Source organism: Actinomycetota bacterium (assembly GCA_030684515.1).
Classification (GTDB): Bacteria; Actinomycetota; Actinomycetes; order S36-B12; family S36-B12; genus UBA11398.
Genome location: JAUXVJ010000010.1, coordinates 30302 through 49252 on the forward strand (window position 1 = coordinate 30302; position 18951 = coordinate 49252).

19 protein-coding genes are annotated in these 18951 nt (G+C 59.5%); 14 read left to right on the forward strand and 5 right to left on the reverse strand.

Annotation, left to right across the window (positions count from 1 at the left end; genetic code table 11):
* Positions 1–126: 126 nt before the first annotated feature.
* From Q8M73_05655 to Q8M73_05690, 8 genes are all read left to right on the forward strand, one after another.
* Entirely contained in the window at positions 127–1344 is a 1218-nt protein-coding gene (locus tag Q8M73_05655; protein MDP2288035.1) for a thiolase, read from the forward strand.
* Complete coding sequence (locus tag Q8M73_05660; GenBank protein ID MDP2288036.1) at positions 1344–1787, forward strand: OB-fold domain-containing protein; 444 nt, start codon at positions 1344–1346, stop codon at positions 1785–1787. The genes Q8M73_05655 and Q8M73_05660 overlap by 1 nt, the downstream gene beginning before the upstream one ends.
* Positions 1788–1930: 143 nt before the next feature.
* Complete coding sequence (locus Q8M73_05665) at positions 1931–3055, forward strand: amidohydrolase family protein (GenBank protein ID MDP2288037.1); 1125 nt, start codon at positions 1931–1933, stop codon at positions 3053–3055.
* 138 nt (positions 3056–3193) lie between these two features.
* Positions 3194–4366: an amidohydrolase family protein gene (locus Q8M73_05670; GenBank protein MDP2288038.1), complete on the forward strand. Its 1173-nt coding sequence runs from the start codon at positions 3194–3196 to the stop codon at positions 4364–4366.
* Between the two features lie 243 nt (positions 4367–4609).
* Entirely contained in the window at positions 4610–5119 is a 510-nt protein-coding gene (locus tag Q8M73_05675; protein MDP2288039.1) for an OB-fold domain-containing protein, read from the forward strand.
* The gene (locus tag Q8M73_05680) at positions 5116–6321 is read left to right on the forward strand and encodes a lipid-transfer protein (GenBank protein MDP2288040.1); all 1206 of its coding nucleotides are present in this window, start codon (positions 5116–5118) and stop codon (positions 6319–6321) included. Before Q8M73_05675 ends, Q8M73_05680 begins: the two co-directional genes overlap by 4 nt.
* A gap of 208 nt (positions 6322–6529) precedes the next feature.
* Entirely contained in the window at positions 6530–6826 is a 297-nt protein-coding gene (locus Q8M73_05685; GenBank protein MDP2288041.1) for a hypothetical protein, read from the forward strand.
* A gap of 132 nt (positions 6827–6958) precedes the next feature.
* Positions 6959–7711, forward strand: a complete 753-nt coding sequence (locus Q8M73_05690) for an enoyl-CoA hydratase-related protein (GenBank protein ID MDP2288042.1) — start codon at positions 6959–6961, stop codon at positions 7709–7711.
* 72 nt (positions 7712–7783) lie between these two features.
* On the opposite strand, the gene Q8M73_05695 is transcribed toward Q8M73_05690, so the two are convergent.
* Both Q8M73_05695 and Q8M73_05700 read right to left on the reverse strand, forming a co-directional pair.
* A complete protein-coding gene (locus Q8M73_05695; GenBank protein ID MDP2288043.1) occupies positions 7784–9055 on the reverse strand; it encodes an amidohydrolase family protein in 1272 nt (423 codons plus the stop codon).
* 178 nt (positions 9056–9233) lie between these two features.
* The gene (locus tag Q8M73_05700) at positions 9234–10499 is read right to left on the reverse strand and encodes an amidohydrolase family protein (protein MDP2288044.1); all 1266 of its coding nucleotides are present in this window, start codon (positions 10497–10499) and stop codon (positions 9234–9236) included.
* Positions 10500–10633: 134 nt separating this feature from the next.
* On the opposite strand from Q8M73_05700, the gene Q8M73_05705 reads away from it, so the two are divergent.
* Positions 10634–11443 carry an SDR family oxidoreductase gene (locus tag Q8M73_05705; protein ID MDP2288045.1) on the forward strand — a complete coding sequence of 270 codons (810 nt, stop codon included), beginning with the start codon at positions 10634–10636 and terminating at the stop codon, positions 11441–11443.
* A 3-nt stretch (positions 11444–11446) separates the two neighbouring features.
* On the opposite strand, the gene Q8M73_05710 is transcribed toward Q8M73_05705, so the two are convergent.
* The 3 genes from Q8M73_05710 to Q8M73_05720 form a co-directional block, all read right to left on the reverse strand.
* Entirely contained in the window at positions 11447–12226 is a 780-nt protein-coding gene (locus tag Q8M73_05710) for a thioesterase family protein (GenBank protein MDP2288046.1), read from the reverse strand.
* Between the two features lie 92 nt (positions 12227–12318).
* Complete coding sequence (locus Q8M73_05715; protein MDP2288047.1) at positions 12319–13095, reverse strand: SDR family NAD(P)-dependent oxidoreductase; 777 nt, start codon at positions 13093–13095, stop codon at positions 12319–12321.
* 140 nt (positions 13096–13235) lie between these two features.
* Positions 13236–14000: an SDR family NAD(P)-dependent oxidoreductase gene (locus tag Q8M73_05720; protein ID MDP2288048.1), complete on the reverse strand. Its 765-nt coding sequence runs from the start codon at positions 13998–14000 to the stop codon at positions 13236–13238.
* A 232-nt stretch (positions 14001–14232) separates the two neighbouring features.
* On the opposite strand from Q8M73_05720, the gene Q8M73_05725 reads away from it, so the two are divergent.
* From Q8M73_05725 to Q8M73_05745, 5 genes are all read left to right on the forward strand, one after another.
* Positions 14233–15411 carry a thiolase family protein gene (locus Q8M73_05725; GenBank protein MDP2288049.1) on the forward strand — a complete coding sequence of 393 codons (1179 nt, stop codon included), beginning with the start codon at positions 14233–14235 and terminating at the stop codon, positions 15409–15411.
* 145 nt (positions 15412–15556) lie between these two features.
* Positions 15557–16411 (forward strand): 3-hydroxyacyl-CoA dehydrogenase family protein, encoded by an 855-nt coding sequence (locus Q8M73_05730; protein ID MDP2288050.1) that lies wholly within the window; start codon positions 15557–15559, stop codon positions 16409–16411.
* A 32-nt stretch (positions 16412–16443) separates the two neighbouring features.
* Positions 16444–16776 carry a hypothetical protein gene (locus tag Q8M73_05735; GenBank protein MDP2288051.1) on the forward strand — a complete coding sequence of 111 codons (333 nt, stop codon included), beginning with the start codon at positions 16444–16446 and terminating at the stop codon, positions 16774–16776.
* 39 nt (positions 16777–16815) lie between these two features.
* Complete coding sequence (locus Q8M73_05740) at positions 16816–17760, forward strand: hypothetical protein (GenBank protein ID MDP2288052.1); 945 nt, start codon at positions 16816–16818, stop codon at positions 17758–17760.
* 88 nt (positions 17761–17848) lie between these two features.
* Entirely contained in the window at positions 17849–18784 is a 936-nt protein-coding gene (locus Q8M73_05745; GenBank protein MDP2288053.1) for a hypothetical protein, read from the forward strand.
* The last annotated feature ends 167 nt before the right edge of the window (positions 18785–18951 follow it).

Consider the following 18951-nt stretch of genomic DNA (forward strand, 5'->3'; position numbering starts at 1 on the left):
TATACGCTGTAGATCCCGCGCTACGGTGACGAGCAATGCAAGCAATGAGCAGCCGAGCAGCACCAAGCCAGTTCTGAGACATCGTCTCTGACTCGGCTTGTTACCGAGAGGGGTTTGCGCGTGACGATGAAGGACAAGGCCGCGATAGTTGGAATTGGGCAGACAGAGCGATATCGGCGTGGTGCGTCACTACCCAAATCGATGATGGACATGGCAATTGAGGCGACTTTGAAGGCGCTGGATGATGCCGGACTCACCGTGAACGATCTGGATGGCTTCGCGTTCTACGGTGGCGCGCCTGCAGATCCGGGTTCGATGGCGTACTTGTTGGGCGTTCCTCACGTGAAGTTCGCTGCCACACTTACCGCCGGAGGCAGTGGCGCGGCTGGCTCAGTTGGCATGGCTGCAGCTGTGATCAACGCCGGACTGGCAAATGTGTGTGTGAGTCTGTTTGTGCTTCAGCAAGTCCCCACGGGACGTTTCGGTGGTTCTTCCGAAGGCCCTCGCAAGCTCCCGACAGCTGGTGGCGGAGGTGCCTATGGCGGTGGCACGAATGTCTCACCAGAAGCGGCTTTCGTTTCTCCAGCTTCGATCATGTCCCCTGGGCACAACTTCGCCATGCTCACTCAGCGCCACATGTATCAATACGGCACCAAGCGGGAACATTTCGCAGAGGTATGCATCTCCCAGCGTGAGAACGCGATCAAGCGTCCACAGTCCGTGCGTCAAACTCCATTGACGCTTGAGGACTACTTCGCTGCGCGAATGATTTCGGATCCACTGTGTCTTTTCGACTACACGATGGAAGATGACGGAGCAATCGCCGTCATCACGACTTCTGTGGATCGTGCCCGCGATCTGCCACATCCGCCAGTGCTGATCTCCGGCAGCGGCATTGGTGGCACAGGCAATAACGCCCACCTGCTCGGCAACTTCCAGATGCCTGATCTCAGTTTCGCATCTGCTGGTGCACGCGATGTCGCAAAGCAGATGTACGCGATGGCCGAAGTTGGTCCACAGGATGTTGACGTTGCTTTGCTCTACGACCACTTCTCACCGATGGTGCTGATGCAGCTTGAGGACTTCCAGTTCTGCCCCGTGGGTGAGAGCGGTCCCTTCGTCGCTGAGGGCAACATCCGTTATGGCACGGGTTCGATCCCGGTGAACACTCATGGTGGCAATCTTTCTGATTTCTACTGTCCGGGCATGACGCACATCGTTGAGGGTGTCGAGCAAATTCGTGGCACGGCCATCAATCAGGTCAAGGACGCAGAGATTGCACTCGTCACTGGTGGTCCGTCCTCGATTCCCATGACCGGCACAATCTTGAAGAAGGATCGCTGATGTCCAATCCCACTATTCCGTTCAAGTACATGCCTTCCCCGCTGTTCACCGACCCGTACGCGGATGAGTGGACTGCGCCTTTCTGGGAAGCCACGATGCGCGAGCAGTTGACCGCGCCACGGTGCACAAACTGCGGAACCTTCCGACTGCCTCCGTCACGCTGGTGCGCAAATTGTCACCAGCAGGCCTTGGAGTATGTCGATCTTCCCGGCACCGGGACCCTGTACAGCTTCATCATCGTGCGCCATCCGCTGACTCCTGATCAGAAGGATTACGTGCCTTACCTCCCGGCAGTCGTTGATGCGGATGGAGCTCCAGGTTGTCGCTTTGTATCGAACATCGTCAATGTCGAGCCTGAAGATGTGAAGGTCGGCATGCCCGTGAAGGTCGTGTGGAATCGCGTCAGCGACACGCTCACCCTTCCCTTCTGGACTGCCGCTTAGCAAGACGAACTTCAGGACACGATCTTCTATACGTAGTACAGCCAGCCGCGTAGCATGCAACCGTTGTAGAAGTGTTGACGGTCCGTAGACCAAAGACGTTGCTAGTAAAGGGTGAACTGCCGAACACTTGCGAAGGAGTAGCGATGAAGATTTGGGCCAACTCGGGCGATTCCCACTACATGGAGCCTGACGATCTGTACAGCAATGGACTTCCGCCAGCGCTCGCCGAGCGAATGCCGCGGTCAGTGAAGGCCGAGGATGGCTCGTCGGAGACGATCTACGTCGATGGCAAGAGTTTCACCCGCGACATGCCGAAGATCTCGACTGTCGTGGGCAAGAGCGGTGTCACCCTCAGCCAAGCCCTGGAGGCGCCGGGCTCCAAGGATATGAACGTTCGCGAGAAGGATCTGGATCAAGAAGGTATCTGGGCCGAGCTCATCTATCCGTCTGTTGGCTTGTGGAACTCAATGATCAAGGACCCCTTGCTGGCGCGGGAAGCCGTGAAGGTTGCCAACGACTGGGCGGCCGAGGTGCAGCGGAAAAATATCCGCCATGTGATGCCTGCCCAGATCTCCCCGCTGGATGTAGGTGACGCCGTAGCCGAGGTTGAGCGAGTCGCGGGCATGGGCATCAAAGCAATCAATCTGCCGTGTTCCACCCCAAGCGACACCCCTGACTTCAACCGGCCTTACTGGGACCCACTTTGGGATGCAATGGTCGATACCGGCATGGTGATTGCCGTGCACACCGGTGCCGGTGGCGATGATTTCAATCCCAATAAGCATCGCGGCCCCGGAGCAGGCACCATGAACTACCTCGCCGCCTCATACAGCGGTATGGACTTAGCTGCCTCGATGGCTGCCTCAGGCGTGCTCGACAAGCGCCCCAGCCTCAAACTCATCATCTCTGAAGCAGGCGCAACTTGGGTGCCCTTTGTGGGAGATCGCCTCAATGAGGCATGGCGTCAGCACAGCGACTTCATACGGGACAACCTCACACGGACACCCAAAGAAGTGTTGTACGACCAGGTATACGCCAGCTTCCAGCACGATGAAACTGCCGTGAAGGCGCTGACAGCAATGGGCTACAACAATGTGATGTGGGGAAGTGACTACCCGCACATCGAGGGAACCTTCGGACACACGCAGAAGACCCTGCACGAACTCTTCGATGATGAGCCTGAGTCAGTGCGTCACCGAATAACTCAAGGAGCGTTCCTGGACTGCTTCCCGCACGTGGGCAGCAGTCCTTTGGAAGGCCTCGAGTAGACGCCGAGAATTGCCAAGCAATTGCATTTCAACTATACAGTGCATAGGAAATGGCCAGACGCCCAATTTGCGTGAAGGCAACGTTGCTGAATACCCAGTCTTTGGCCCCATCACTGCCACCCTGAAGGAGCATTCACTATGGAAACCGAAGTCGGAAAAATCTGGGCGAATTCCGGCGACTCGCATGTCAACGAGCCGCCGACTCTGTTCGACGCCCTCCCCGAACACCTGCGCGAGCTCATGCCTCGCAGCGTCAAGGATGAAGATGGCGCTTTTGAAACCATCTACCTCGATGGTCAGGAGTTTCGCCGTGCGATGCCGCAGGCGGCCCCGGGCGAGCAAGGCGGCCGCCCTCCCCGCATGACCGCTATGCCCAAGGACACCGATGTCCAAGAGGCGATGATGCGGATGATTGGCAGCAATGACGCGGAACATCGGCTGAAGGATGCCGATAATGAAGGAGTCTGGGCCGAAGTTATCTATCCGTCATTGGGTATCTGGGCATCAAATATCCGCACCCCTGAGCTTGCCAAGCGCGGCGCTCGCCTGATGAACGAATTCGCATTGGACTACCAGAAGCAATCAGAGCGTTTCGTCTGCACCGCTGCAATTCCGATGTTGAAAATCGACGATGCTGTTGCTGAAATCAAGCGAGCCTCCCTTGAAGGATTCCTAGGCGGCTTCCTGCCTGTCCTGCCTCCTTTGGGCCGTCCCGACTGGCACCACGAAGAGTGGGATCCCATGTGGGACGCCTTCGCCGACACTGGCATGCGCATCTGCTTCCACATCGGCACGGAGCCACTTGAGCCAACTGAGCGCACTGGCGTCTATTTCCGTGGACGTGGTGGCGCTGTGCTCAACTACGTTGAGACCACCTATGGCGGCCAGAAGGCGGTCACCAAGCTCATCGCCAGTGGGGTGCTTGATCAGCGTCGCGATCTCAAAGTGCTGGTTTCCGAAGGCGGCGCTACATGGGGGCCGTTCCTCGCAGACCGCATGACTGAGGGTTACCGCCAGCATTCCGCTGGTGTTCGTCCGGTGCTGAACCGCGAACCAGCGGACATTCTCTTCGAGCAGGTCTATGCCTCGTTCCAGCATGACTCCTCGGCAATCCTTGCCTGCTCGGCGATGGGTTGGCAGAACGTCATGTGGGGTTCGGACTACCCGCACTTCGAAGGCACCTTCGGTCACACCCAAGAGACTCTGCACGGACTCTTCGATGGTGTGGATGAAGCTGTCAGTCACCGCATTCGCATTGGCGCATTCCAGGAGCTCTTCCCGTCAGTGCCCCTGCCTGCATTCCCTGTGTGACGGGCAATCAATTCGGAACTGAGGGCTGGCATTCGCGAGAGCGACCGCCAGCCCTCAGCCATTTGGCAAGCTGTCAAGGCGCTTCGTTGCTAGCGTCAAAGTGAGGCTTCCGAGATTCCCGATTTCGGTTGTCGCGCACCTCTATACGGCGTAAGGTCGCAATTCTCCGGGTTGGCGTGGTCAATACCGGTATCCAATTACTGCGCAGCGACAGTTGCGCACATCGACTAAGTGGGGACGCATATGAGTGAGCGGATGCCCGGCTTCGGTGGTCCAGCGTTGAGTCGGCTTGTGACGCCGTTCTACGAGGCCGCCGGCCAAGGCAAGCTTGTGATCCAGCAGTGTGATGACTGCGGATATCACCGGCACGTGCCAACAGATATTTGCTACAACTGCCTGTCCTGGGACTGGCATTGGGATGACACGCTGCCCGGCACTGGCGTCGTGTACTCCTATTCATGGGTGATGCGTGCCCCCAATGAGCACATGAACAATGGCAACCCTTGGGACTTCGCCGTGGTGGAGCTTGATGGCACCACGGGTGGCCCTATTCGCTTACTCACCAATGTCTTTGGCGTCGATCAAGACTCGCTCACCGTTGGCCTGAAGGTGAAGGTTGCCTTTGACCCGGTCAAGGGGAAGTACGCAGGTGCAGGCGGTGGCTATGGCCCAGCCGGCGCCGATGCGGAAGCCACTGATGTTGGCCCGATTGCCCTTGTTGTCTTTGAACCCCTTGAAGGAGCTGCAGCATGAGCGGTGATTGGCTGAATGGAAAGGCCGCAATCGCCGGCATCGGGCACACGGCCTATGGAAAGCGCGGCGAATTCGCAGAGCGAGGCACCTTCTCGCTCGTGCTTGAAGCTGTAGTCAAGGCTTGCGAGGACGCCGGCATCAGTCCCAAGGAAATCGACGGCTGGTCTTCGTACTCCAATGACCCAAACCAGGGCGCGATGCTCTCAGCGATGCTGGGATGTGATCGCCTGCGCTTCACAGCAATGGGCTGGGGCGGCGGCGGCGGCGCCATGGGCGGCGCCTACATGTACGCAGCCATGGCAGTGGCAACTGGACAAGCAGATGTGGTCTGCGTCGTGCGGGGTGCGACGATGCCGGGCAACACCCGATTCGGCGGCATGGGTCGACCCGGCGATGGTCCGCCTCACGGCATGATCAGCCCCGGCAATTCCTTTGCTCTTGCCGCTCGCCGGCACATGGCACTGTTCGGCACCACAGAGGATCACTTCGGTGAGATCACGATCAATGCTCGTCGCAATGCGCACAACAACCCCTACGCGCGCTTCCGCGATGAGATCACCATGGAAGATCATCACAACTCACCGATGATCAGCGACCCGCTGCGCAAGATGGACTTCTGCATGGAATCCGACTTCGGCACCGCGGTCATCATCACCTCAATGGACCGCGCTAAAGACCTGAAGCAGGCCCCGGTGTCGCTTCTGTCCATGGCCATGGGCGGGCCTCCGCGCTGGGGCGATGCCTGGTTCGGTCAAGCCGCCAGCGATTCGTCAGGCATGGGCAGTCCTGTGGGCGGCCATATGTCAGATGACTTGGACTACGTCACTGGCGGTTATCGCACCCTCGCGGTGGATCTCTATAACAAGGCCGGGCTCGGTCCAGATGATGTTGACGTTGCATTGCTCTACGACCACTTCACACCCATGGTCATCATGGCGATCGAGGACTTCCAGTTCTGCAAGAAGGGTGAAGGCGGCCCGTTCGTAGCAGAAGGAAACATTCGTCGCGAGGGCAAGATCCCTGTCAACACTCACGGCGGAAATCTCGCTGAGGTCTATGCCCATGGCATGACGCACGTCATTGAAGGAGTGCGTCAGATCCGTGGAGTCGCGTCCAACCAGATCAATGACGCTGAAGTGGTGCTCATCGCAGCAGGCGCATCAATGGCCCCAACGGGAGCAATCCTGCTGGGCAAGGCCTAGTCGAATCACTCTCGGGGTGAATGGGCCGCCGCAATGCGGCGGCCCATTCACCATTTCGGGGGCACAGCCAGGGCCTCTACGCGGAAATCCGGGAACTGGGAGGCAGATCACACTGCCTTGGCTCTAGCATCAGGTCTCAATAACCGTCACAATTTGCCTCCCGAAGGATCCGGGCCCGGATCCTTCGTGCCGTTGAAAGGAACATCCAATGCCAGTCGCCCCAGGCGCTCGCCTCCGCAATGACGTCTCTGCCTGTGAGGTCGTCGTCGTCAAGGCTCCAACCCAAGCTGGTGAACTCTCGTGCGCAGGCGTCGTCATGACGACCGAAGCTCGCACCGGAACACCCACCGTTGGCGCAGGCGAGACTGTCGCCCTCGGCAAGCGGTACAGCAATGACGATGCCGGCATCGAGGTGCTGTGCGTTGCACCAGGCGAGGGACCGCTCACCTTTGAGGGTGCCGAGCTCACCCAGAAGCAGGCAACAGCACTGCCCGCATCTGACTAGTCAGCACGCTTTTTCACAGGAGCGCCCAGTTGATACTGGGCGCTCCTTCTTTTCCCAGTTACCCATCCCTTTGGAGGTTCTTCAGTGAGTGAGCTCAACCCGGACGTTCTCGTGGAGCGTCGTGGCCATGTCATGGTCATCACGATCAATCGCGAAGCCGCGCGAAATGCAGTGAATGAGAACGTGTGTCTTGGAGTCGGCGACGCGCTTGAAGAAGCAGAGAACGACATCGATGTACGTGCGATTGTTCTGACAGGCGCGGGAGACAAGTCATTCTGCGCCGGTGCTGATCTCAAGGCCATCGCTGCTGGCCAGCGCATCATCCCCGAAGGCGCGGAGCGCGAGAAGTGGGGACTTGCGGGATTCGTCGGGCATTACGTGAGCAAGCCCACGATCGCAGCAGTCAATGGTTTCGCCCTTGGCGGCGGCATGGAGATCTGCATGGCTGCTGATTTCATCATCGCTGCCGACCACGCGCAGTTCGGCCTGCCAGAGGTCAAGCGTGGCTTGGTCGCGGGAGCCGGTGGCGCATTCCGCATCATGGAGCAGATGCCTCCGCGAATCGCGCTCGAGGTGCTGCTCATGGGCGAGCCCATCAGTGCGCAGCGTGCACTTGAGCTGAACTTCATCAACCGCGTGGTTCCCATTGAGAGCCTGATGGAAGAAGCAGTGGCGTTCGCCACCGCTATTGCCGATAACGCACCGTTGTCAGTGAAAGCCAGCAAGCGCATCGCGCGCGGGTACTACGGCAACAATCGGCCAGCCGATGATGCACAGTGGTTGCACACGCGGGAGGAATCCAAGATCACGCACGGTTCGGCTGACTCTGTTGAAGGTCCTAAGGCCTTTGCTGAGAAGCGCAAGCCAGTGTGGACCGGCCGCTAGCCGCTCGCATCAAAACAGGAGGCCCCGCGGCAATTGCCGCGGGGCCTCCTTCTTGCTGACACATGCGTCTGCCTACGCGTGTGCAGTCTCGTAGCGCGTGCGGTACTCGGTCTTGGACGTCTCTGAGGTGTCGACGTCCGTAGCCAGCGAGCGAAGTGCGCCCACAGTTGCCTGCTCTTTGGGTGTGTGCTTGAAGGGATCCCAGTCGAAGAACCTTGCGACGTTCTTCCACGTGATCATGTCGATCTCCTCATCGCTGCACTTTGCCGCGTTGAGTTCCTTCAGCAGCAACTCTGGTGAGTACGGCCAGGTGCAGTCCGAGTGTGGGTAGTCGCACTCCCATGCGATGGTCTCCACGCCATAGCGCTCACGGGTGAGCAGCGCTGTCGGCTCGGTGATGAAGCACGCAAGGAAGTTGTCCTTCCACACCTGTGTCGGAGTCTTGCCCTTGGGCAGTGAATCCAGGTGCGTCCAGGAGTGGTTCACCATGTGGCGATCCATCCGATCAAGCAGGAACGGAATCCATCCCAGGCCGCCTTCAGACATCGCGAACTTGATGTCCGGGATGCGCTTGAGCACGCCGCTGGTCAGCAGGTCGGTCGCCGCGATCGTGGAGACGAGTGCGGCGAGGATGACGATGTCGTCAGGCAGCGTGTTGGCGGGACGCTGGAGAAGTCCGAAACCGCCACCGATGTGCATGCTGGCAACCATGTTCGTGTCGACCATGGCCTTGAACACTGGATCCCAATGACCGCTGGCGAAGTCTGGCTGACCGACGCCGTACGGGGTTTCTGGCATGGTGATGGAGCGGCAGCCGACGTTCTTTGCTGCGAGGCGATGGATCTCCTTGACCGACTCGTCAATGTCGAAGAAGGGGATGATGCCCATCGGGATGAAGCGGCCGGGATAGGAGCCAACGAGATCGTCAAGCAGGAAGTCGTTGTAGGCCTTGATGGCTGCCAGCGACAGCTTGCGGTCTGGCAGTGAGGCCAAGTGGGTGCCGGCGAATCCGGGGAAAGTCGGGAAGTTCATGCCGGCGAGCACGCCGTTGACATTCATGTCGCGAACCCGCTGATGGATGTCATAGGTGCCGGGGCGCATCTCTGCAAGCCCGGTCGGATCGAAATTCCACTCTTCCTTGGGCCAGGAGACAACTGCGCTCAGACCCGGGCTGCCAACGGAAACTCCCTGGAAGATCCAGGCGTCGACTTCTGGGTTGTCAGGATGCTTGACGAGCTTTGGAGCGTCGTCCTTCATGCTGGCAGGGAAGTGCGCTGCAAAGGTGTCCGCCGGCTCGATGATGTGATCGTCGATGCTCAGCAGGATCATGTCGTCAATGTTCATATGCTCCACTCTCCGTGATGTATCGCAAGGCTTTCGATACGGAGAATGTGCCGCACTGTCGGCTGTATGAGTAGGGACCTTGGTCCTGATTCACAAACACGTCGATGGGTGACGACGCGGCTGGTGCACAACAACGCCCGCCAAGTCGGACTTGGCGGGCGTTGTTGATGTGCTGCGATTAGACAGAGGCCGCCAGGAAGCGACGACGGTACTCATCCTTTGAGGTCTCCGCAGTGTCGACATCTGTGGACAGCGAGCGCAGTGCGCCCACAGTTGCCTGCTCCTTAGCGGTGTGCTTGAAGGGATCCCAGTTGAAGAAGCGTGCTGAGTTCTCCCAGGTGATCATGTCGATCTCCTTGTCACTGCAATTGGCTCCCGCGAGCTCCTTGTGCAGGAGTTCTGGTGAATACGGCCAGGTGCAGTCTGAGTGCGGGTAGTCGCACTCCCAGGCGATGGTCTCCACGCCGTAGCGATCACGCGTCTGCAGCGCGGTTGGCTCGGTGATGAAGCACGCAAGGAAGTTGTCCTTCCAGACCTGCGTCGGCGTCTTGCCGGCAGGCAGGGAATCCAGATGTGTCCAGGAGTGGTTGTACATATGGCGGTCCATCCGGTCGAGCAGGAATGGAATCCAGCCAAGGCCACCTTCGCTCATCGCGAACTTCATGTCCGGGATGCGCTTGAGGACACCACTGAGCATGAGGTCGGTGCAGGCAATGGTCGACACCAGCGCGGCGATGATGACGATGTCATCGACGAGTGCTGACGCTGGACGCTGGATCAACCCGAAGCCGCCGCCGATGTGCATGCTGGCAACCATGTTCGTGTCGACCATGGCCTTGAATACGGGATCCCAGTGGCCGCTGGCAAAGTCGGGCTGTCCAACGCCGTATGGCGTCTCAGGCAGTGTGATCGAGACACAGCCCTTCTTTCCCAGACGATGAATCTCCTTGACTGACTCGTCGATGTCGAAGAAGGGGATGATGCACATCGGAATGAATCGGCCTGGGTAGGAGCCAACGAGCTCGTCCATGATGAAGTCGTTGTAGGCCTTCACCGCGGCAAGTGCCAACTGCTTGTCAGGCATGGCCGCGAGGTGGGTTCCCGCGAAGCCTGGGAACGTCGGGAAGTTCATCCCGGCAAGCACGCCGTTGACGTTCATGTCGCGCACGCGCTCGTGAATGTCGTAGGTGCCGGGGCGCATCTCGGCCAGTCCGGTGGGCTCAAAGCCCCACTCTTCCTTGGGCCATGACACAACTGCACCAAGGCCTCCGGTGAATGACGCTTGGCCTTGGAACTCCCAGCGATCAATGGCGGGATTGTCTGGATCCTTGATCAGCTTTGGGGCTTCATCCTTGTACTTTGCAGGCATGTGGTTGTCGAACGTGGTCGGCGATTCAATGATGTGATCGTCGATGCTCAACAGGATCATGTCGTTGATTTCCATGAACTTCCTTTCAGTCGCAGGCAGGGCGCTAGGGTCAGCTGGTCGTCACGGTAAGCCTTTCGACAAGCGATGCATAGTCTTTTCCGTTAAGTCTGCTTCAGCCCTAAATGTCCAAAATCCCAAGGAGATGTGCGATGGATCTTGATCTGACTGGCCGCCGAGCGCTGGTTACCGGCAGCAGTAGCGGCATCGGTGCTGGCATCGCGGCGGAGTTGGCTGCTGAAGGTGTGCTCGTCGTGGTGCATGGACGGAACGCTGAACGAGCCAATGCCGTGGCAGCGCGCATCACGGCTGCCGGTGGTACAGCAGCTGTTGCCATCGGCGATCTTTCGACCAATGAGGGCGCAGCTGGTGTGGCAGTGCAAGCGCTCGCTGCGTTCGGTGGGATCGACATCCTTGTGAACAATGCGGGCGGAAGTTTCGATACGCCGGATCCTTCGTTCTTCAGCGTCACTCCTGAGAACCTGGTCGCAACGTATGAGGCCAACACCGTTGCCGCATTCCGACTCATTCAGGCGCTCGCGCCAGCGATGAAGGATCGTGGCTGGGGTCGGATCATCAACATCGCCACCGCAGCTGCCGTCACCCCGACATCAGCGCAGCCTGACTACGGCCCCGCCAAGGCCGCGATGGTCAATTTGTCGCTGGGCCTTTCCAAGACTCTGCGCATGACTGGCGTAACCGTGAACTGCGTGTCCCCTGGAATGATCCGCACCGAAGGCCTGATGGAGTTCTTGGGCAACTTCGCGCAGAAGCGTGGCTGGGGCGATGACATCCCCAAGGCAGAGGAGTACTTCGTGAAGGGCACCGGCCAGACCGTTGGCCGTGTTGGCGAAGTAACCGACATTGCCTACGCAGTGGTGATGCTGGCCAGTCCGCGCGCAGACATCATCAATGGCACCAATTTCCACGTTGACGCTGGAATCTCACCAGCGATCAACTAGGCGCTATTTCGCGCGACGAGCGCGCACCACCATTTCCTGTGCGATGCCTGCAACGAGCAGGCCGCTGCTGTTGTAGATGTGTCCGATGTAGTGGCCTCGTCCATGCGCCATCGACTGGGCATGCCAGTCCATGAGGTGCCATTGGTTCATGTCGGTTGCGCGGTAGAACCACAGCGCGTGATCAAGGCTGGCGGATCGCGCGTTCTCGGGGTACTCATCGAACTGCACCAGGCCAGTGAAGAAATCCGAAACGAAGGTCAGCGCGCAGGCTTGAATCTGCGGATCGTCGGGGAGTGCAGTAAGTGCGCGTGTCCAGGTCTGATCAGGCATTGGCGCACCGGGCTTTGGAGCTGCATTGATCAGCTCAATGTCAGCTGTCATCTGTAGTTCGCGGTGAATCTCCGGACCAGGGGTCGGATCAAGTGCGGGCATCGTCAGTGCCTGCACGCTGGGGCCATCCTCGGGAAACTGAAAGGAGGCCGACATATTGAAGATGACTTCGCCAGCCTGGGTAGCAACGACGCGTCGGGCTGAGTAGGAGCGCCCGTCGCGATCGCGAAAGACTTCAAGCTCGATCGGCAGCGCACTGCGACCGGCGCGCAGGAAGTAGGCATGCAGAGAATGCGGCACTTGCTCTGGGGAAACAGTCCGGCATGCGGCCAGCAGCGATTGTGCTGCGACCTGACCACCGTACAAACCGGGGAATTGGTGATCCAGGACTCGCGTGATGAAGTGATCCTCGTCGATCTGATCGATCGTCAGGATTTCCAGGAGCGAGGGCATGCAGTCTCCAGAACTGTTCGGTGAATCAATCAATAGCAAAGGGCCGACGGTATCCCGTCGGCCCTTTGACGCTGTAGAGACAAGCGCTTGGCTCAGAAGCGCTGCGCGCCATCCAGGCGGATGGTGTAGCCGTTGAGGAAGTCATTCTCAACGATCTGCTGCGCGAGCTGCGCGTACTCATCGGCCCGACCCATGCGCTTGGGGTTGGGGATGAGTGAGGCGAAGCGCTCGTTGAGCTGCTCGATCGGCACATCGCCATAGGCGTAGGTGTAGAAGGTTCCGGGTGCGATGGTCATCACGCGGATGCCGGCCGGGCCAAGATCGCGAGCGGCGGTCAGCGTCATGCCGATGACGCCACCCTTGGCAGCGGAGTACGACACCTGACCAACTTGACCCTCGAAGCCGGCGATCGATGCGGTGCCGATGCAGACACCGCGCTGGCCATCAGCATCAGGCTCGTTCTGGCTCATCACTGCAGCTGCGCGGGAGATCACGGTGAAGTGACCGATCAGGTAGATCTCCACCGAGAAGCGGAAGGCATCCAGCGCAATCGGCACACCGTGGCGGTCGACCATGCGCGAAGCACCGCCGCCAGGTCCGCCCATGCCACCGTGCACCGCGACAGCTACCCGCAGTGGGGCCATCTCCTGTGCAGCGTTGACGGCTTCGATGACGTTCTGCTCGTCGGTGATGTCAGTGCGGACGTACTGCACTGATGAGCCGAGCTCCTTGGCGAGTGCGTTGGCACGTTCGTCGTGCAGGTCAGCGATGACGACCTTGGCGCCCTTAGCGACCAGGCGACGAACCGTTGCTTCGCCGAAGCCACCGGCGCCGCCGGTAACGATGGCAGATGCGCCGTTGATGTCCATGAATCCTCCAGATATGGCAAAACTGTGGGTATTGAGTCAGGGAATTATGTCCGGGCTCATGGCCCGATGTCGGGGATACAAGAAAGTAGCCGGCAGAAATACCCTGCCGGCTACTTGTCGTGCGGTGACACAAATCCGAACTAGAAGCGCTGGGCGCCATCAATGCGGATGGTGTAGCCGTTGAGGAAGTCGTTCTCGAAGATCTGCATTGCCAACTGTGCGTACTCATCGGCATTGCCCATGCGCTTGGGGTTGGGGATGAGTGCTGCGAAGCGCTCGTTGAGCTGCTCGATCGGCACATCGCCGTAGGCGTAGGTGTGGAATGTTCCGGGTGCGATGGTCATCACGCGGATGCCGGCCGGGCCAAGATCGCGAGCGGCGGTCAGCGTCATGCCGATGACGCCTCCCTTGGCTGCGGAGTAGTCGGACTGGCCCACCTGGCCCTCGAAGCCGGCGATCGATGCGGTGCCGATGCAGACGCCACGCTGACCATCAGCATCAGGCTCGTTCTGGCTCATGACCGCGGCGGCACGGCTGAGCACGGTGAAGTTGCCGACCAGGAAGATCTCCACGGTCTTGCGAAAGGTCTCAACTGGGTAGGTCTCGCCATTGCGGCCGACCAGACGCTTGCCGGCTGCCGGCCCGCCGTGCACGGCAACGGCGAAGCGCAGCGGGGCCATCTCCTGAGCGGCATTGACGGCTTCGATGACATTGTGCTCATCGGTGATGTCCGTGCGGACGTACTGGACTGAGGAGCCCAGTTCCTTGGCAAGTGCGTTTGCGCGCTCGTCATGGAGGTCGGCAATGACGACCTTCGTGCCAGCAGCAACGAGTCGACGAACTGTGGCCTCGCCGAAACCGCCGGCCCCACCGGTGACGATGGCAGATGCGCCCTGGAACTCCATAGATCCTCCTGATTGATGTCCGATCTGCCCTGAGATTCGGGTCAGATGGGGGGCTGCAGGCCACCTTGCCTGCGCCGGGAGCGAACTTTAGCGAATCGTCTACCTTGTTTACACAGATGCACCTATTATTCTAAAGTTCTCATTGCTCAGACAGGTCCAGCCGCCAGGCAGGTGCCATGTCGGGAGCATCTCCCTGGCGCTATTCGGGCGCCTATGTCTTGTGAGGTAGTCAGTGACTGAAGCCGTCATCGTTAGCGCCGTTCGTACCCCCATCGGTACCGCCCGCAAGGGCACTCTGAGCGAGACCTCTGCGGAGGATCTGGCCACCTTCATCATCGGCGAGGCCATCAAGGCAGCCGGCATCGATGGCAATGATGTCGACGACGTGATCCTTGGCGAAGCCGGCTACGGCGGCGGCGACCTGGCCCGCTACGGCGCAGTTGCCAATGGACTTGAGGACGTTGCCGGTCAGGCGATCAACCGCCACTGCGCATCAAGTCTTGCTGCCCTGGGCAGTGCAGCAGCTTCAATCAAGGCCGGCATGGAAGATGTCATCGTCGCTGGTGGCGTACAGGCGTCCTCAGCTGGTCCCCGCACCGTCTTCCGCGTGCTTGGCACCGAGGATGAGTTCGAGACCCGGATGGCACCGACCTTCCCCCACCGCTCAGATGCCACAGATGACGTCACCTTGTCCGTGGGCTGGAACGTGGCGCAGAAGAACGACATCTCACGCGAGGACATGGACAAGTGGGCCTGGCGTTCACACATGCGTGCCGCAAAGGCGATCGAGGATGGCAAGTTCCTGGACGAGATCCGTCCGATCATCGTCAAGACCAAGGACGGCTCAACCGTTGAGTTCGCAGTCGACGAGCACCCACGTGGCAGCTCGACTCTGGAGAAGATGGCCACCTTGAAGCCCTTGCACCCCGAGATCGAGGACTTCTCGATCACGGCCGGCAACTCCTCAGGCGTCAACGACGCAGCTTCAGCTGTCGTCGTGGTCAGCGACACCTACGCCAAGGAGCACAACCTCACTGCACTGGCAACGGTCAAGGCATGGGCAGCAGCCGGTGTCGATCCCAAGTACACCGGCATGGGCGCACTCGCTGCTGCCGAGAAGGTGCTGAAGCGTGCGGGAATGACCGTTGATGACATTGATCTCTGGGAGATCAATGAAGCCTTCGCCTCTGTTCCTGTCGCTGCGTGCAAGGTCATGGGCATCGATGAGGAGAAGGTGAACATCTACGGAAGCGGTTGCTCACTGGGCCACCCAGTCGCAGCATCGGGCACCCGTCAGATCGCAACGCTCATCCACGAGCTTCGTCGTCGTGGCGGCGGCATCGGCCTTTCGACCATGTGTGCTGGCGGTGGCCAGGGCGGCGCGGTCATCATCGAGGTCGCAGGCGCGTAACTCGCAGGATTTCGAAGCCCCGTCCACCGGACGGGGCTTCGTTGCTCCACTGGCGTCCAAGCGATAGTTTCAGCCCCGGCGTCCAAGCGCTCAATCCACATCTGAATGAAGCGCGCCTCTTGTGCGCGCAGTCAAGGAGAACCTCGTGGCAGTGAACAAGATGGCTGTTGTCGGCTGCGGCATCATGGGCTGCGGCATCATCCAGGTTGCGGTGCAAAGCGGCATTGAGGCCGTCGGAGTTGAGACCAGCGAGGCAGGCGCCCAGCGTGCGCGCGATCGCATCAATGCAGGTCTGGACGGCACCCTCAAGCGCGGAAAGATCACAGAAGAGCAGGCAGCCAAGGCGCGCGAGCTCTTCAGCATCACCACAGATCTTGGAGCGGTTGCCGGCGCAGATCTTGTCGTGGAAGCCGTCTACGAGGATGTCGAGCTGAAGAACGACATCCTGGGGCGCATCGACAAACTGGTCGGCCCCGAGACTTTCATCGCCTCGAACACTTCCACGATCCCTCTGGTGATTCTGGCTGCTGCGACGACCCGCCCCGAGCGCGTCGTTGGCCTGCACTTCTTCAACCCGGTGCCGGCGATGAAGCTGGTCGAAGTCATCAAGACTCCCGTCACCTCTGACGAGGATGTGACCGCCTTGGTCGAACTCACCCAGCGCATGGGCAAGAGCCCTGTTGTGGTCAACGATGGCCCAGGCTTCATCGGCAACCTGCTGATCACCCCATTCTTCAATGATGCGATCCGCGCCTTCGAGAGCGGCGTCGCACCGATGGAGTCCATCGATGACGTCATGACCCTGGGTTTCAACCACCCGATGGGCCCATTTCGTCTGGCCGACCTCGTGGGCCTGGACATCGTCCACGCCCAGGGCGTCTCGATCTACAACGAGACGAAGGATCCCAAGTACTTCCCGCCCAAGATGCTCACGCAGTACGTGCGTCTTGGCTGGCTGGGCCGCAAGACCGGCCGCGGCTTCTACCGCTACGACTCGTAAACCCGAACTCTTCACTTCACTAGGAGACACCAATGGCCAACACCCTGCTCATCGCATTCTCAAGCGCAACCACTGAGGCACAGATTCCCGAATTGACCACCTGGTACGAGGAAACACACATCCCCGAGGTGCGCGCCGCGATTCCGTCGATCAGCAATGTCACCCGCTACCAGATCACCGATCCGATGACTGGCGAGAAGATCAATCGCTTCGTTGCCATCTACGAGATCGACGAGGCCGACATCGCAGCGGCCGCCGGTCAGCTCTTCTCGGTGGCAGCAGGTTTCACGCCGACTGATGCCATGGATAGAGAGACCCAGCCTTCGGTACTGCACTGGGCGGGCAACACTGGTTACGCGCTGTAGTACCAATCCTTTCCCAACCCACCCGTTACAAGGAGATACATGAAGCGGCAGTACAAGAAGACCGGTGACTACGGCATTGGCAACATGATCCATGTCATCCACATGTCTGACGACGTGAACAAGCTCAATGAGCTATACCACCGGGTATTTGGAGCCTTCGGCTTCATGACCGTTGACACTCCCAGCTACCTTCCCCCAGAGGATCGCTGGGCATCACTGCTGATGGTCGGCGATGTCTGCATCGAGACCATGGCTCCCAACTTCCCAGTGGATGCCACCAAGCCAGTGGGAAAGTTCTACTCCAAGTTCGGCGAGCACCTGCACTCAGTCGGCTACCAGGTTGATGACCTGCCTGGGCTGGTTGACCGCCTGCTCGCCAAGGGCATCTACATCGGCCAGCCCGGTGGCGGCAAGATCGAGAAGCTGCCCGACGACATGGCATATGTGTACCCGAACCCGCGCGACACCGGCGGCCTCATGGTCGAGCTGTGCAAGCACGAAATGCCTGACGATCCCAAGGATCAGGACATCTACACCGAGTTGATGCGCCTGTTCCGCCAGCACCCGCTGACCATCGAGCGCTTCAGCTACGTCACCTTGGGTGTCAAGGATCTTGATGCAGCAGTGAAGACCTATGTCGATGTCATGCAGGCAGTGCCGCTGCAGGAGGGAATCGATGAGGACCTGCAGTGCAAGTACTACACGGTTCAGCTTGGTGACTGCCTGCTTCAGCTGGCCCAGCCACTTGAGCCAGACACCGATCTGGGACGCCACGTTGAGAAGTACGGCAACTTCATCTTCAGCCTGCGCTGGAAGGTCGCGGACATCCAGTCAGCCAACACCTGGTTGAACTCGGTCGGCATCCGTACCACGATGCCTCGTCCGGACCTGATCGTGTGCAATGTCGAGGACACCCTTGGTGCACCTTGGTACTTCACCACCGAAGAGATCCCTGGCGATCCCTTTTCCACCGCCGCTGCGTAGTCAGCGACTGTTTGTCTGTTTCGGCCCCGCGACTTGCCGCGGGGCCTTAACTTTGACCTCTACCCATCACCCAGCAGCAGGAGTTCGCATGCAGCGTCAATACAAGAAGACCGGTGACTTCGGCATCGGCAACATGATCCATTTCGTGCATATGACTGATGATGTCGAGGAGCTCAACAACTTCTATCGCCGCGTCTTTGGTGGCTTTGTGTTCATGGGCCCGGACGCACCGACCTTCCTGCCGATCGAGGATCGCTGGGCCTCATTGCTGATGGTCTCCGATGTCTGCATCGAGACGATGGCCCCCAACATGCCGCCAGACGTCAACAAGCCGGTCGGCAAGTTCTACTCCAAGTTCGGACAGCACCTGCACTCAGTTGGGTACAAGGTTGACGACCTGGCCGGCCTCGCAGATCACCTGCTGGCCAAGGGCGTGTACATCGGTCGTCCCGGTGGCGGCAAGATCGAGAAGCTCGAGCCGGAGACGGGCTACTTCTACCCAAGCCCACGTGACACAGCTGGACTCATGGTCGAACTGTGCAAGACCGATATGCCAAACGACCCAAAGGATCTGCCCACCTGGTCAGAGCTGTTCAAGATGTGGGAATTCCACCCCATGACCTTTGAGCGCTTCTCCTACGTGACCCTTGGCTGCAAGGACCTCGACACAGCCGTTGCAACCTATGTCGACACCATGCAGGCAATTCCACTGGCTGAAGGCATCGATGAGGCCATGCAGTGCAAGTACGCGACCCTGCACCTTGGAGACTGCCTCCTGCAGTTGGCTCAGCCGCTGGAAGAGGACTCGCACCTTGGCCGCCACGTGGCCAAGTGGGGCAACATGATCTACAGCCTGCGTTGGAAGGTGCGCGACATAGACGCCGCAGAAGCCTGGTTGAACAGCCAGGGCGTTCGCACCGAGCGTCTTCGCGACAATCTGCTGCAGGCCAATGAAGAGGACACCTTCGGTGCTCCGATGTTCTTCACGACTGAGGACATTCCTGGCGATCCATTCGCCAGCTAACGAATCAAATGAACGAAGGGCCCCGGAATTCTCCGGGGCCCTTCGTTGTGCGGTGGTCCGAGCCTATGCGGAATGCGCCAATGCGTAGCGGCGGCGGTATTCGGCCTTCGATGTCTCGCTGACATCGACATCGGTTGCTCGCGCACGCAGAGCACCGACTGTGGCAT